Raw genomic sequence first — 14,741 nt, 5'->3', positions numbered from 1 at the left:
GGCGGCGGGGCGGCGGGGCGGCGGGGGGCGAAGCGCCGGGGCGGCGGGGGGCGAAGCGCCGGAACGCGCCGGTCATTCCTGTAGCTCACCGGTGCCGCTGGAGAACTGGGCCAGCCGGAAGATCACGAACTCGGCGGGCTTGACCGGCGCGATGCCGATCTCGCAGACGACACGGCCGACGTCCACCGACTCCGGCGGGTTGGTCTCCTCGTCGCACTTGACGTAGTACGCCTCCTCGGGCCGCTGGCCGAACAGGGCGCCGCCGCGCCACTCGTTGACCAGGAACGCCGAGATGTTGCGGCGGATGCGGGCCCAGAGGTTGTGGTCGTTCGGTTCGAAGACGACCCACTGGGTGCCGATCAGGATCGACTCCTCCAGGTAGTTGAAGTACCGGCGGATGTTGAGGTAGCGCCACGCCGGGTCGGAGGAGAGGGTGCGGGCGCCCCAGACGCGGATGCCGCGGCCGGGGAAGGCGCGGATGCAGTTCACGCCGATCGGGTTGAGGAGGTCCTGCTCGCCCCGGGTGATCTGGAGTTCCAGGTCGACCGCGCCGCGGACGACCTCGTTGGCGGGGGCCTTGTGGACCCCGCGTTCGGCGTCGTTGCGGGCCCAGACACCGGCCACGTGGCCGGACGGCGGAATCAGCCGGGAGCGGCCGGACGCCGGGTCGAAGGTCTTGATCCACGGGTAGTACAGGGCCGCGAACTTGGAGTCGTAGCCGGCCGTCTCCTGCCTCCAGACCCGTACCTGGCGGGCGGACAGGCCGGGCGGCGGGTCGATGATGGCGACCCGGTCGCCCATCAGCTCGCAGTGGGCGATCAGACCGAGCTGGACGGCCTTGACGGCCTCCAGGTCGATCGCGCCGTGCTGGTAGGCGGCCATCAGGTCGGGCACCATCACCATGGACACCTCGTCGACGGCCTCCAGGCCGCCGAAACCGGTGCGGTCGGCGGAGTCGCCGAGGTACTGGGCGGGGCCGGGGTGCGTGTCCCTCTCCCCGACCGGCGCGGGCGGGCCGTCCGGCGCGCCCGGCCCCCCGGCCGGCGCGGTGGGCGGCACGGCGAGCGCGACGGTCTGGTTGTCGGGGCGGGCCAGTGGGGCGGCGGGCGCCACCTCGGTCACCGAGATGCGCGTGGAGCCCTCCTTGACCCGGGTGACCACGTAGTTGCGGCTGCCCTTCTTCGCGGTCACGTCGAAGGTCTCGACGGTCCGGCCGTCGTCCTTGACGAGCAGCCGGAACCGCTCCGCCGGGCCCTCGCCCTCCGGGTCGGCCACCTCGACGCTCAGCTCCCCGGCGAGCGGCTCGGCGGGGGCCAGGGCGCTCACCGCGAACGCGCCGAGCTGCCGCGGCTCTCCCGTGGGGAGCGCGGCCCGCGCCTGCGGAGCACCCGGCACGGAAGCGGAGGCGCCGGAGGGGGACCCGGCCGTGACGGACCCGGCCGTCGCGGAGCCGATGGTTCCGGAGCCTGTGGTTCCGGCGCCGATCGTTGCGGCGCCGCCGACCCGGACCACGTACGCGGCCGTGCCGCCGTTGTTGAAGAAGCCGTAGACGGAGTGCGCGAGGTAGTACCCGTCGGTGAACTCGCCGAAGGCCGCGACGTACTGCGTCCAGTTGGTCACCAGGGTCGGCTCGTTCAGGGGGCCGCGCGGGGCCAGGCCCACGAAGGCCGCCACCGAGGTGCCCACCCCTTCGATGGGGCGGGAGCCGCTGGCCACCTCCTCGACGTAGACGCCGGGCGACAGGTAGGACGGCATGCGCGGCTCTCCTCAAGTGCGGAACAGGGACGCCTCCACCCTCACGCCCGAGTCGTACGCGCCGAAACGTCCCCCCGTACCTGTACGGGGGCACTCCCCCTGCCCTCAGGGGCAGCCGGCCGCCGTCGCGGAGGGGGGAGCGGCGGAGGCGGCAACCGGAAGGGGCAGGGAGGGAGCGGGAAGAGGACAGGGAGAGGGCGGGGAGAGGACGGGGAGAGGACGGGGAGAGGACGGGGAGAGGGCGGGGAGGACACCGGCAGGGGGCGGGCGGACGGGGTACCCGGGGGCAGCGTCCCTGCCCCGCCGGGCCCTCCTTCCGTGCCCCCGTCCCGTCGTGCGCTGCCCGCCGTTGCCTCCCCCGCCGCTCCGGGCACCGTTAACGTCACGACGTGAGCCTGTGGACCTCCCTGGAACCCTCGTCCGCCACCGTCGACCCCGGTGGTTCGACCCGTGTGCGGCTACGCCTGCGCAACACCGGTGACGTCGTCGACGCCTACCGGTTCGAACCCGTGGGGCCGGTCGCGCCCTGGACGACGGTGGAGCCGCAGACCCTGCGGCTCTACCCCGGCACCACCGGCACGGTCGAGCTGACCTTCGCCCCGCCCCGCACCCCGGACGCCACCGCGGGCCCCAACCCCTACGCCGTCCGCATCACACCCACCGAACACCCGCAGGCCGTCACCGTCCCGGAGGGCAACCTCACCGTCACCCCCTTCACCGAGGTACGGGCCGAGCTGGTGCCGCCCACCGTCGCCGGCCGCTTCCGGGGGCGGCCCCGCCTCGCCGTCGACAACCTCGGCAACACCAAACTCACCGCCTCCATCCACAGCGGCGACGACGGGGACCAGGTGAGCTACGACCTGACCCCCCGCAACGTCCAGATCGAGCCGGGGCGGGCCGCCTTCGTCGAGGCGACCCTCACACCCCGCCGGACCATCTGGTTCGGATCGGCGGAGCGCCACCCCTACACCCTCTCCGTCCAGCGCTCCGGCGTCGAGCCGCTGTCCGTCGAGGGGACGTACGTCCAGCGCGGCTTCCTGCCCGGGTGGCTCGCCACCCTCTTCGGCACCCTCGTCGCCCTCGCCGTCGTCTTCGTCATGCTCTGGCTCGCCTACAAACCCCAGGTCCGTACCGCCGCGACCGAACAGATACAGAAGGCCGAAGTGGGCGCCATCGCCCCCAGCCCCTCCCTCCCTCCCCCGGCCCCGTCCACCCCGGCACCCGGGCCGAGCGCCTCCCCGCAACCACCGGCGGGCTCCGGCAACACCGGCCAGGGCAAAGGCGGCACCCCGGACAAGAGCGGCGCCCCGGCGGAGCCCGAGGCCGTCGTCCCGGCACGCAACGTGCTGTTGCGCAACCTCGTCACGAAGAAGTGCGTCGACATCCCCTACTACGACAAGGGCAAGCTCGCCGGCCCCATCGAGCAGTACACCTGCGACGGCACCTCCCGCGACAACCAGCTGTGGGACCTGGAGGTGCGGTACCCGAAGCAGGGGCCGGGCGGGCAGCCCCTCTTCCAGATCCGCAACGTCAAGGACCAGCTCTGCCTGGACCTGCCCGACTACGGGGCGCAGCCGCCCCGGACCGAGATCGCCGAGTACACGTGCGACGGTACGACCGCCGACAACCAACTGTGGTGGCTCGACCGGCAGGACAGCGGCGCCTACTGGATCCGCAACTACGCCAGCAACAACAAGTGCCTGGACGTGTTCGGCTCGCGCACCGGCACCAACGGCACCCGGCTCACCCTCTTCGACTGCGTCAACGACGACGACCAGGAGTGGCTGATCGTCCACCCGGGGGCGGGCTGACCGGGCGCCCGCCCGGACCGCCCCGGAGGCGGGACGGTCCGGGCGCCGTCGGCTACCAGGCGCCCTCTCCCGGCACCAGGCGTCCCGCCTTGCGGTACTCGCGCCGGGCGCCTTCCAGCAGGTCCGCCGCCGTGACCAGGCCGTCACGTCCGGCGGCGAGGTAGGCGGCGGTCACGACGGCGCTGCGGATGGCGCCGCCGGCCAGCTCGAACTGGTCGGCCAGCGGCTCCAGTCCGATTCCCGTGCCGCCCGCGCCTCCGCCCGTTCCGTCGCCCCCGTCGCGCCCGTCGTCTCCGGTTCCTCCGTCGCTCGGAACGTGGGCCAGTCCGTGCCGCCACAGTGCGAGCCGCTGCCCTGCGTCCGGGAACGGGAAGTCGACGACGAGGTCGAGGCGGCGGGTGAACGCCTCGTCGATGTTGGCCCGCAGGTTGGTGGTGAGCAGGGCGATGCCGTCGAACGTCTCCAGGCGCTGGAGGAGGTAGGCGCTCTCCAGGTTGGCGTACCGGTCGTGGGCGTCCTTCACCTCGGAGCGTCGGCCGAAGACGGCGTCGGCCTCGTCGAAGAGCAGCACGGCATCGGTGCGGTCGGCCTCGGAGAAGATCCGTTCCAGGTTCTTCTCGGTCTCGCCGACGTACTTGTCCACGACGGACGACAGCTGCACCACGTACAGGTCCAGGCCGAGTTCGGCGGCGACGACCTCGGCGGCCAGCGTTTTGCCGGTGCCGGACTCGCCGGCGAAGAGGCCGATCACGCCCCGGCCCCGGCCGCCGCCGGCGCTCAGCCGCCACTCCCCGAGGACGCGGTCGCGGTGACGGGCGCGCAGGGCCAGTTCGTGCAACTGGGTCAGGGGCCGTTCGGGCAGCACCAGGTCCCGCCAGTCCACCGCCGGGCGGATACGTCGGGTGTGCTGCTCCAGGCCCGACGCGGACTGCTGGCGGGCGCCGAGCCGCAGATGGGCGGCGGTCAGCGGGGCGCCGTCGAAGGCCGCGAGTGCTCTCGCGGCCCGGGCCGCGCGGGTGATGCGCTCGCCGCCGAGGTGGTACGGGGCGACGGTGGCGGCGAGGTCGAAGCCGGGAGGACCCTCGGGCACCGGGAGCGAGGGAACAGGAGAAACAGAGGGAGCGGGGGACACGGGCGGGGCAGCGGGCGTGGAGAGGGCGTGCGCCCAGGTGGCCACCGACCCGGCACGTCGCGCGGGCGCTTCCAGGACCAGCGGATCGGTGTCGCACCAGTGCGGATCGTAGGGGCGGGGTGCGGTGATCAGCACGGTGACGTCCGTGGCGGTGGTCAACGAGCGCACGAGCGCCGCGGGGCGGTCCGGCAGCGCGGTCACGACCACCGCGCGGCCGTCGAGCCTGGCCTCGCGCAGGAGGTCCGGTACGAGCTCGTCGGGGCCCGCGAAGTACAGGGCGCCCATGCCTGCGGTGCGCAGCGCGGACGCAACGCAGGCGGCGCCGTCGCCCTCCCTGCGTTCACGGAGGTAGATGTGGTGCGGTGGGCCGTCCGTGATCCGCGCGGCGAGGCGTGCGACGAATCCGGTGTGCTCGTCTCCCGCGTGCTCGTCTCCCGTGTGCTCGTCGGACGCCTCGCCGCCGTGGTCGTCGCTCTCCCCGTCGGTCGGCTCGCGCAGGTGCCCGGCGAGGGACGGGGCCGGGGTGTCGTCGCCCAGCAGATGGGCGACGATCCGGTCCGGGACCCGCAGCGACCGGCTGAGGAAGGGGTGTTCGGGTTCCTCGACGGTGAGCAGGCCGAGCGCGCCCAGCGGGGCGGCGGGATGGAACCGGGCGCGGGCCTCTGCGTGGTGGGCCGGGCGCCCGCACAGGTCGAGGGCGAGCCCGACGGTGGCGCGGCGTCGGCCGACGTCGTCGTTGAGGTATCCGTACAGCGGCTCGAAGGTGCGGTCGAGGTCGGGGGCGAGGGCGATGAGCAGGAAGGTGACGTCGAGGGGGGTGAGCCCGAACCGGCCGGCCAGCTCGGTGAGGCGACCGGCCCCGCCGCCCGCCTCGGCCACGACACCGGCGCCCGCTCCGGCCGTCTCCCCGCCGCTCGTGGCGCCCGTGTCCCGCCCGAGCAGGTGCCGGACGGCCTCCTGCGAGAGGTGCAGGCCCCGGAGCGGGTCGTCGGCGGTGGGGTCCTCCGTGGACCGCCGCTCGACGAGTTCGGCGGCGCGGTCGCGGAGGCGGGCGAGGAGGGTGAGGAGGGGGGTGGTGCGGGTGTGCCCGGTCGTGCCGGGCGCGGGCCGTTCGTCGTCGGCCGTGGAGTCGGCCGTGGAGTCGTCCGGGGTCATCTGTGGGGCCGTTCGTCGTCATGCGGCAGGTCGTTCGTCGTCATCCGCCGTGGTGCGGGCCCCGGCGGCGCGCCTCCTTGGCCGCTGTCACCTGGTGCGGCCGGTGGGCGCGTTCCTGGTCGGTGCGGTGCGGGTCGTCGATGCTCCGGGTGCGGACCACGGCCCCCTCGGTGACCGGCGGTCCGGCGTCGTACTCGGGGTAGGCCGGGAAGGGCGCGGTCACCGCGACGTCGAGGGACGGTTTGAGTTCGCCGCCGAGCGCGGACCAGATCTCCGCCAGCGAACGGGCCTCGGTCTGCACGCCTGCCACCGAGATCGGCACCGACAGCCCCAGGGCCCGCAGTGATCCGGGGAGTTCGCGGGGGGTGAGGAGTTCACGGGGGATGAGCGTCGCCAGCACGGCAGAAATCAGCCGATGTTCGTCCTCGGGGCGGGTCGTCCACGAGGTCACCAGATAGGAGAGCCGGAACCAGCGCGGCGGCTGGCGGCGCTTGACGACCACGTCCCGCTCGTCCCGCACCGCGACGTGCCCGCGCTGGCGCCGGTTGACGTCCTCCCGGATGTCGTACAGATAGGCGTTGATCACGGGCCCGTTGCGGCGGGCCGCCCAGTCGCGGGTCGGGGCCTCGAAGGAGACGTCTATGCCCGACCCGGCCAGCGCACCGCCGCTGAGCAGTCCCTTCACCACCTGGTCCACTTCGTGGATCACTTCCGTGCTCACTCCCTGGGACCCGCGACCGGCTTCTGACCCGCGACCGGCTTCTCGGCGCCTGCGGTCGTCATGCCGTCCCGCGGTCGCCCAGCGGTCGTCCGTCGTCGTCCCGCGGTCGTCCGTCATCCTGCCTCGCCGCGGCGCGCCGTCCACAGTCCCGCCGGGGCAGACCGCGCTGCCCCCGGTGACGGTGACGGTGCCCGTCCGGTCAGATGTAGCCTTCCCGCAAGGCATGGGCCACGGCGTGCGCCCGGTTGCGCAGGTGGAGCCGGGTGGTCAGCCCGTGCATCACGTTCTTGACGGTGCGTTCGGAGTAGGAGAGCTTGCCGGCGATCTCACCGGTGTCCAGGCCCTCGGCCACCAGCCGCAACACGTCCACCTCGCGCTGGGTCAGCCCCTGGGCGGGGGTGCCGGCGCCGCCGGTGGCGCTGCGGTGCAGGGTCCCCACCTGGTCGATGAGCCGTCCCAGCAGATCGGCGGGGAGGTCGCCGTCCCCGCGCGCGGAGGCGAGCACGGCCTGCACCAGTTTGTGTTCGGTGGCCTCGTGCCGCCACACGATCGCGCCCACCCCGCATTCGATGGCGTCGAGCAGCTCGTTCCCCCGTAGCAGCGTCACCACCAGCACGGCCCGGGCGCCCTCGCTGCGCACCAGTCGGCGCAGCCGGGTGAGGGTGAGGTCGTCGAGGGTGTCGCTGATGAGCAGGGCCACCGTGCCGGGCCCGGTGTCGCTCTCCTCGCGGAGGGTGATCTCCGGGTGGCGGCGGAGCTGGCTGAGCGCGCCCTCCCGGGAGATCGGGTCCGGGGCGTGCACCACCACCGGTATCCGTCCGGCGGTAGCCGGGGCGTCGGCCGCACCGGAGTGCGTGGTCCGCAATGTGCTGGGCAACCGTTCCCCCATGTCCACGAGCCCGTCACCGGCGTTGACGAGCCCGCCAGCGCCGAGAGGCCCGGCGATTCGATGACCGGCATGTCCGGAACACGCTCCCGTGCCGCGCGGGACCGGGACAATCGTGGAGCACCACGACACACACCACGAGATCCGGTGGACGGCCACGGGCTCCGGTGGACGGCCACCAGATCCTGGACGACCACCACGACGCCACCGGTCCGGCACCGCCGGCTCCATGTCCGTTCAAGGAGGCAGGCCATGTCCCGACCGGCCCCTGACCTCCGGCACGCCCTGGCGCTGCTGGCGCGGGAGGCGTCCCGGGCCCGGTCCGGCAAGGGCCGGCTGGTGCTGCTGCGCGGCGCCACCGGAACCGGCCGCACCACGGTCCTGGAGGCCGCCGCGCACGCCGCGGCCGAGCAGGGGACGCGGGTGCTGCGCGCCCGCTGCTCCCCGGCCGACGCGACGGTCCCGTTCGCCGCCGTGCTGCAACTCCTCGATCCGCTCCCGCACGACATCGATGTCACGGTGGACGGCGACGAGCGGGCCACCGCGGCACGGCTGTGGCGGAAGCTGCGCACCTGTGCCGGGAAACGGCCGCTGCTGATCGCCGTGGACGACGCCCACCTGGCCGACCCGGCCTCGCACCGCTGGCTGGTGGAGTCCGCCCGGCAACTGGACCGGCTGCCGGTCCTGCTGGTGGTCACCGAGCGCAGCCAGTACGACGTCGACCCGGCGACGCGCGGCCTCGCCCACACCCTGGCCCCCGCCCTGGTGCGCACCCACACCCTCGTCCCGCTCGCCCCGGCGGCGGCGGCGCGGTGGGTGCTGGACGCGTTCCCGGGGGCGGCCGACGCCTGGGTCGAGGACTGCGTACGGGCCGGCGCGGGCAGCCCGCTGCTGTTGCGGGCCCTCCTCGACGACCTCGCGAAGGGCGACCACAGCGCCGTACCGGACACGTCGGCGGCGCTGTATCCGGGGACGTACCCGGAGGCCGTCGCCTGGTGGCTGGAGAGCGCCGGCCCGGCCACGACGGAGGTGGCCCGCGCCCTGGCGGTGCTGGAGGAAGGGTGGGCCCGGGAGCGGAGCCGCCCGCGGGACGGGGGCCTCGCCGGGGACGGGTGCACCGCTCGGGCACGCACCCTCATGGACCGCCCGGCCCGTGAGGCCCGCGCGGCCCGCGCGGCCCACTCGCTCGATCGCGCCGAGGAGCTGGCCGGGCTGCTCGCCGACCTCTCCGGAACCGATCTGGCCCGCGTGGCCGGATGGCTCACCGCGGCCACCGGGCTCGGGCTGCTGCGGACCTCGCCCACCGGGCGCCCCCGTTACGCGCATCCGCTGCTGCGGGACGCCGTCCTCACCTGTGTGCCGGCGGCCCGGCGGCGCGCGGCGCACCGGGGCGCCGCCGAGGCGATGCTGCGGCGCGGCGCGGCCACGGACGCGGTGGCACGGCAGTTGCTGTCGGCGGACCCCGTCGGAGCGCCGTGGGCGCCGTTGCTGCTCCAGGACGCGGCGACGGCGGCGCTGCACGAGGGCCGCGCCGGGGACACGGTCGCGTTCCTGCGCCGGGCCCTGGACGAACCGCTGTCCGAAGGCCTCCGGCAGCGCCTGCTGACCGAACTCGGCTCGCTGGAGTACGCGGGACGGCACGACTCCGCCGGGATACCCCGCCTCACCGAGGCGCTGCGGCTGCGCGGCGCGCCGCAGGACCGGGTCCGGGCGGCCCTCGCCCTCAGCACCGCGCTCACCGGCCGGGGTCGCACCCGGACGGCGGTCGAGCTGCTGCGCGCGGTCGGCGGGGAACTCGGCGACCGCCCCGATCTGGTCCCCGCCCTGTGGACCGCGTCCGCGCTCCTCGCCGACCACGACGGGGAGGTGCGGCAGGAGGTGTACCAGCGGCTGTCGCACACGGCCCGGCACTCCCCCGAACGGGTCGGTGCGGCGGGCCGCGCGCTGCTGGTGCGGCACGCCGCCGCCGCCGGTCTGCTCTCGGCCCGTGAAGCGACGGACCGCGTCCGCGCGCTGCTCGCCGGACCGGCCGACCCGCTCACCTATCCGTTCCTGGTGGGCACGGCCGCCGCCCTCGCCCAGTGGGCCGACGAGCTCGACGAGGCCGAGCGGCTGGCCGAACGCGCGCTGGCCCACCAGCGTCCCGGCCTGCTGGACCCGATGCGCCAGATGCTCCTCGACATCCGCGCCGGCACGGCCGCCGCCCGCGCCGACTACGCGTCGCTGCTGGCCGCCCCGGTCCCGCCGGTGGGGGGCGGCGGCCCCCGTGACGCGCGGGCCCACGTGTTGATCGCGCTGGTGGAGACCGGTCGCGGCCCGGAGGCCGCCGCGCTCGCGGCGGGTTTCGACCTGCGGGAGGCGCCGGACTCCTGGGAGGTGCACCGGTTCCTGTATGCCCGGGGCGCCCAGCGGCTGGCCGCCGGTGATCCGGCCGGGGCGCTGCACGACTTCCTGGAGTGCGGTCGCCGCCAGTCGGCCCACGAGGTGGTCGGCCCGCTGGTCACCCCGTGGCGGTCGGCCGCCGCGGAGTGCCGGCTCGCGCTCGGCCTCCCCCGAGAGGCGCTCGCGCTCGCGGAACGCGAACTGGAACTGGCCCGCGTCTGGGGCACCCCGCGCACGGTGGGCCGCGCCCTGGGCGTCCTCGCCGCCGCGACCGGTGGCCGGCGCGGACTGGAACTGGCCGAGGACGCGGTACGGCTGCTGCGCACCGCGCCGACCGGTACGGAGCTGGTGTCGGCGTTGATCTCGCTGAGCCGCCAGTCGGCCGCCGCCGGTAACGCGGCCCACGCCCGGAAGGGCCTGCGGGAAGCCGCCGAACGTGCCGAAGGCCTCGGCGCGCTGCGGCTGCTGGCGCTCGCCGAGGCGGCGCTGCGCAAGAGCGGCGGCCGGCGGGCCGCGGCCCGCACCGGCAGGGACGCGCTGACCGGCAGCGAGCACCGGATCGCCCGGCTGGCCGCGGAGGGGCGTACGAACGCGGAGATATCGGCGCTCCTGCACCTGGCACGCCGCACGGTGGAGACCCACCTCACGCACAGCTACCGCAAGCTGGGGATACGGCGGCGGGCCGAGCTGAAGGCCGCGCTGGGCGAGGAAGGATGACGGGGAGGACCGGTGGAACGGGTGGGAACGTGGGGAACCGGTGGAACGGGTGGGGCGTCCTGACCGGTGTCATGACCGCGGAGAGGCAGAGAGAGGCAGAGAGAGGCAGCAGCATCATGATGAGCGTGAGTTCAGGAGGACGCCCCACCCGTCGCACGGTGCTCGCCTTCGGCGTCGGCACGGCGCTGGCCGTCGGCGCGGGGAGCGCGGTGGCCGCGCCCGTGGACGCCGGGCCCCGGGCGCAGGCTCCCGGCCGGTCGGGGATCGTCCGGCACTTGCGTGAGCTGGAGCGCAAGCACGATGCCCGGCTGGGGGTGTTCGCCCGCAACACCGTCACGGGCGAGACGGTGCGGTACCGGGCGGACGAACCCTTCCCGATGTGCTCGGTGTTCAAGACGCTCGCCGCCGCGGCCGTTCTGCGGGACCTGGACCACGACGGCACGTTCCTCGCCCGGGTCGTCCGGTACACCGCCGACGACGTGGAGAAGGCCGGCCACTCCCCCGTCACGGGGGACGCCGGCAACCTCGCCCACGGCATGACCGTGGCCGCGCTGTGTTCCGCCACGATCAGCTACAGCGACAACACCGCGGCGAACCTGCTCCTGCGCGAGCTGGGGGGACCGGCCGCCGTCACCCGCTTCTGCCGCTCCACCGGGGACCGGACGACCCGGCTCGACCGGTGGGAGCCCGAGTTGAACACGGCCGAGCCGGGGCGCGAGACCGACACGACCACTCCCGCCGCCATCGGGCGGACGTACGAGGGTCTCGTTCTCGGGAACCTCCTCGCCCCCGGGGACAGGGACCTGCTGACGGGCTGGATGCTGGCCAACACCACCAGCACGGAGCGTTTCCGCAAGGGGCTCCCCGCCGGGTGGGCCCTCGCGGACAAGACCGGGGGCGGGCAGTACGGGACCAACAACGACGTGGGCATCGCCTGGACCGAGGACCGGACTCCGGTCGTACTGTCCGTCCTGACGACCAAGCGGCAGCGGGACGCACCGGGCGACCACCCCCTGATCGCCCGGACCGCCGCACTGCTGGCGGCGGAACTCGCCTGACCCGGCCGACCTGACCTGACCCGGCCTGACCTGGGCGACCTGGCCCGGCCCGACCTCGACGGCACCGTCCCTGCCCGGAGTGCGCGGTCCGCCGGGCGGGGGAACGCTCTTCACCACGGAGGTGGCGCAGATGACGCAATGTTCCGACGCGGCGAAGGACCCGATCCCGCCCGAGGTCCGGGAAGCGTACGGTCCGGCCGATCTCGGTTCGAAGCCGCTGTTCGGCGGGGGGTTCATCAACTTCGGCTACTGGCAGGGCATCGACCTCGACCGCCCGCTGACCGGGCACGACCGGATCAGCAGTCAGCGGGCCCTGTACCGCCACGTGCTCGGTACCCTGGCGCCGACCGGCGGACTGCGGGCCCTGGAGGCCGGCTGCGGCCTGGGGGCCGGCGCCGCGCTGGCGATCGAGGAGTACGGCTTCGCGCACGTCACCGGCATGGACATCCATCCGCAGCAGCTCGAACGCGCCGGGCGGGCCAACACCGGCCTGCTGGCCCGCCGTCCCGAGCGGCTGCGTTTTGTGCGCGGCGCGGCCGAGGACATGCCGTTCGGCGAGGGCGGGTTCGACTGCCTGTACAGCATCGAAGCCGCCCAGCACTTCCGTGACCTCGACGCGTTCGCCCACCAGACCGCCCGCGTCCTGCGGCCCGGTGGCCGCGCCGTCATCGCCGGCTTCTTCGTCCCCGGCACCGATCCGGCCGCGGCCGGGCGCCTGGCCGAACTGCTCGACACCTTCGCCGACGGCCTGGACGTCGCGCACACCGTCCCCTCCCTGGTCGGCGGCCTCGAACGGGCCGGCCTGGCCGATGTGCGGGTCACCTCGATCGGAGCATCGGTGTGGCCCGGCTGGGACCGCTGGCTGGCGGGCATGTGGGAACCGTCCACCTGGCCCCGCAACTTCCTGCGGGCCTTCCACGAAGGAACCCTCGACTACTACACGGTCACCGCGCGGCGCCCCGAGGCGTGAACGCCGGGTCGCCGGGGTTCCACGTCGCCCCGGGCCGCCGGACCGGGGATCAGATCACCTGGCGCGGTGAGAGGGGGCACCGGCGCGCGTTCGGGTGTCGGAGCGGTTCGTCCGGGGTGTGCCGAGGGGCGGGGGCGCGGGTTCGGCCTGGTGCTGTGACCGGAAAGGTTTGCCGGTAGGCCCGCGGCGTCCGGTGCGACTGCGTTCGCTGCGCTCACTTCGTCTCGGCTCTTGCCTTGATCCTTCGGATGCCGAGCGCATCGCAAGGCGGAGGGTCACGGCTTGTACTGGACGTACTTGCGTGGTCCGACAACGCGGCGAGGCGCCGTGCCGGGCGTCGAGGGCCGGTGAACCTTTCCGGTCACAGCACTAGCGTGGCGGGTCGACGGGGAAGTCGCGGGCCCGGGGTCGTGCGGTCGGCGGCCCTGTGGTCCGGTCGGTGCCAGGAGAGGGAGACGGTCATGAAGGCCATCGTGTTCGAGGAGTTCGGCGGGCCGGAGGTCCTGCGGCCGACCGAGGTCGAGCTGCCGCGGCCCGGGCCCGGGCAGGTGCGGCTGCGGGTGGTGGCGGCCCGTGCCCAGGCCGACAGCGAAGCCGGACGGCTCGCCGGGAAGATCGTGCTCAGACCCTGACCCGGCCCCGGTCAGCCTCCCGGGCTCCGGCTCCGGGGCCCGCGCGACGAACGCGAACGCGGCGCCCCCGGGCCGGCCCCGGCCCACCCCCCGGACCGGCCTGCCCTTCACGCCTTCGGGTGGAGGGCAGGCGGTGGGTCATCTCAGAGCGTGTCCTTGACCTTGATGTAGCCGCGCTGGACGACGAACTTCTGGTTGGTGTTGGTGGAGGCGCACTGGTAGAGGGTGACGCTGTCACCGTTGCGGCGGGTGTTGCCGACGTCCGCGCACATCTCGCGTCCGGCGCCGATCGTGTTCTCGACCACCAGCGCTCCGCCGCGCACCACCCAGCTCTGGTTGGCGACCCCGCCCGAGCTGCGCAGACACTCCCAGATCCTCACCCTGTCACCGTTGTTGCGGGTGTTGCCCGTGTCCAGGCACATCTCCTTGGCCGTGCCCACGGTGTCGGCGACCTTGACGCGTCCGGCGTCGATGACGAACTCCTGGTTGGGGTGGTCGAGGCACTCCCAGATCCTCACCTTGGCGTCGTTGGCGCGGGTGTTGCCGACGTCCAGGCACACCCCGGACGCCAGCCGGCCGCCCGCCCCACCGGTGCTTGCGGGCGCTGCGGCGACCGTCGACGCGAACGCGCCGACACAGGTCAGCGACGCCGTCGTGACGGCCGCCGTACGGATGAGGCCCCTGCTGAGAGAGATCACGAACTCTGCTCCGTTCCTTGCGGGTACGCCGGACCGCTCGGCCGGCGGCACCGGTTGCCCGACCTGATCGGCCACGCACGGTGATGTCACTCACTGTATGCGAGTTGGCGCGGATCGTGATGAGACGCCTCGTCGGGTCAGCCGGTACGGAGCGCCGCGAGCTGTTCCGCGAACGGGACGACCTCCGGCTGCTGTCCGGGGAGCCGGAGCGCGGCGCGGCCGGTCATCAGCGCGGCCAGTTCTCCCGCCGCCCGGTCGACACGGGCCGCCGGGCCCTCGGTGCCGCCCCAGTCCTCGGTCGCCGCGAACACCGCGGTCGGGACGACCACGGCCCGCAGGTACGAGAAGAGGGGCCGCATGGCGTGCTCCAGCACCAGTGAGTGGCGGGCCGTGCCGCCGGTGGCGGCGATCAGCACCGGGGTGCCGGTGAGCGCGTCGGGGTCGATCAGGTCGACGAAGGACTTGAACAGGCCGCTGTAGGAGGCGGTGAACACGGGGCTGACCGCGATGACGCCGTCGGCCTCCGTCACCGCGTCGAGGGCCTCGCGCAGCGCGGGCGGCGGGAAGCCGGTGACGAGGTGGTGGGCGATGTCGACCGCGAGGTCGCGCAGTTCGACGACACGTAGTTCGACGGCGCGCGGTCCGACGGCGCCCACCTCGGCCAGGGGTGTCGCGGCGAGGGGTGTTCCGGGGTCCGTCGTGGCGCCCAGGTGCCGTCGGGTGGCCTCGGTGAGCCGGTCGGTGAGGAGCCGGGTCGAGGACGGCCGGCCGAGACCGGCCGTCACGGCGACGAGCTTCAGCGGGGCGGGGGTGTGTGCCATGGG

General features: G+C 74.3%; 11 protein-coding genes. 5 read left to right on the top strand and 6 right to left on the bottom strand.

Going from position 1 to position 14,741, the window contains the following annotated elements; translation table 11 throughout:
• Positions 1-72 precede the first annotated feature (72 nt).
• Positions 73-1,755 (bottom strand): phage tail sheath subtilisin-like domain-containing protein, encoded by a 1,683-nt coding sequence (locus ACIA5F_RS09755; RefSeq protein ID WP_399351044.1) that lies wholly within the window; start codon positions 1,753-1,755, stop codon positions 73-75.
• A gap of 389 nt (positions 1,756-2,144) precedes the next feature.
• Between ACIA5F_RS09755 and ACIA5F_RS09750 the strand changes: the two genes are divergently transcribed.
• The gene (locus tag ACIA5F_RS09750) at positions 2,145-3,566 is read left to right on the top strand and encodes an RICIN domain-containing protein (protein ID WP_399351042.1); all 1,422 of its coding nucleotides are present in this window, start codon (positions 2,145-2,147) and stop codon (positions 3,564-3,566) included.
• A gap of 52 nt (positions 3,567-3,618) precedes the next feature.
• Here ACIA5F_RS09750 and ACIA5F_RS09745 read toward each other — a convergent pair whose 3' ends face one another.
• The 3 genes from ACIA5F_RS09745 to ACIA5F_RS09735 all read right to left on the bottom strand — a co-directional run bounded on the left by ACIA5F_RS09745 (position 3,619) and on the right by ACIA5F_RS09735 (position 7,451).
• A complete protein-coding gene (locus ACIA5F_RS09745) occupies positions 3,619-5,853 on the bottom strand; it encodes an ATP-binding protein (protein ID WP_399351040.1) in 2,235 nt (744 codons plus the stop codon).
• Positions 5,854-5,893: 40 nt separating this feature from the next.
• On the bottom strand, positions 5,894-6,562 hold the full coding sequence (locus ACIA5F_RS09740) for a DUF4255 domain-containing protein (RefSeq protein WP_399351038.1): 669 nt from the start codon (positions 6,560-6,562) through the stop codon (positions 5,894-5,896).
• Between the two features lie 211 nt (positions 6,563-6,773).
• Positions 6,774-7,451: a LuxR C-terminal-related transcriptional regulator gene (locus tag ACIA5F_RS09735; RefSeq protein ID WP_399351036.1), complete on the bottom strand. Its 678-nt coding sequence runs from the start codon at positions 7,449-7,451 to the stop codon at positions 6,774-6,776.
• A 261-nt stretch (positions 7,452-7,712) separates the two neighbouring features.
• On the opposite strand from ACIA5F_RS09735, the gene ACIA5F_RS09730 reads away from it, so the two are divergent.
• The 4 genes from ACIA5F_RS09730 (at position 7,713) to ACIA5F_RS09715 (ending at position 13,219) form a co-directional block, all read left to right on the top strand.
• On the top strand, positions 7,713-10,559 hold the full coding sequence (locus ACIA5F_RS09730; protein WP_399351034.1) for an AAA family ATPase: 2,847 nt from the start codon (positions 7,713-7,715) through the stop codon (positions 10,557-10,559).
• Positions 10,560-10,678: 119 nt separating this feature from the next.
• The gene (bla, locus tag ACIA5F_RS09725) at positions 10,679-11,617 is read left to right on the top strand and encodes a class A beta-lactamase (RefSeq protein WP_399351320.1); all 939 of its coding nucleotides are present in this window, start codon (positions 10,679-10,681) and stop codon (positions 11,615-11,617) included.
• Positions 11,618-11,747: 130 nt separating this feature from the next.
• On the top strand, positions 11,748-12,587 hold the full coding sequence (locus tag ACIA5F_RS09720) for a class I SAM-dependent methyltransferase (RefSeq protein WP_399351032.1): 840 nt from the start codon (positions 11,748-11,750) through the stop codon (positions 12,585-12,587).
• Positions 12,588-13,048: 461 nt separating this feature from the next.
• Positions 13,049-13,219, top strand: a complete 171-nt coding sequence (locus ACIA5F_RS09715; RefSeq protein ID WP_399351031.1) for a hypothetical protein — start codon at positions 13,049-13,051, stop codon at positions 13,217-13,219.
• Positions 13,220-13,362: 143 nt separating this feature from the next.
• On the opposite strand, the gene ACIA5F_RS09710 is transcribed toward ACIA5F_RS09715, so the two are convergent.
• Positions 13,363-13,917, bottom strand: a complete 555-nt coding sequence (locus ACIA5F_RS09710; protein WP_399351029.1) for an RICIN domain-containing protein — start codon at positions 13,915-13,917, stop codon at positions 13,363-13,365.
• 137 nt (positions 13,918-14,054) lie between these two features.
• Entirely contained in the window at positions 14,055-14,738 is a 684-nt protein-coding gene (locus ACIA5F_RS09705; RefSeq protein ID WP_399351027.1) for an FMN reductase, read from the bottom strand.
• Positions 14,739-14,741: the final 3 nt, after the last annotated feature.

The sequence above is a fragment of the Streptomyces sp. NPDC051567 genome, from assembly GCF_044454165.1.
Classification (GTDB): Bacteria; Actinomycetota; Actinomycetes; order Streptomycetales; family Streptomycetaceae; genus Streptomyces.
The sequence above is the reverse complement of the archived record's forward strand: the minus strand, read 5'-3'. Positions and strand labels throughout refer to the sequence as shown.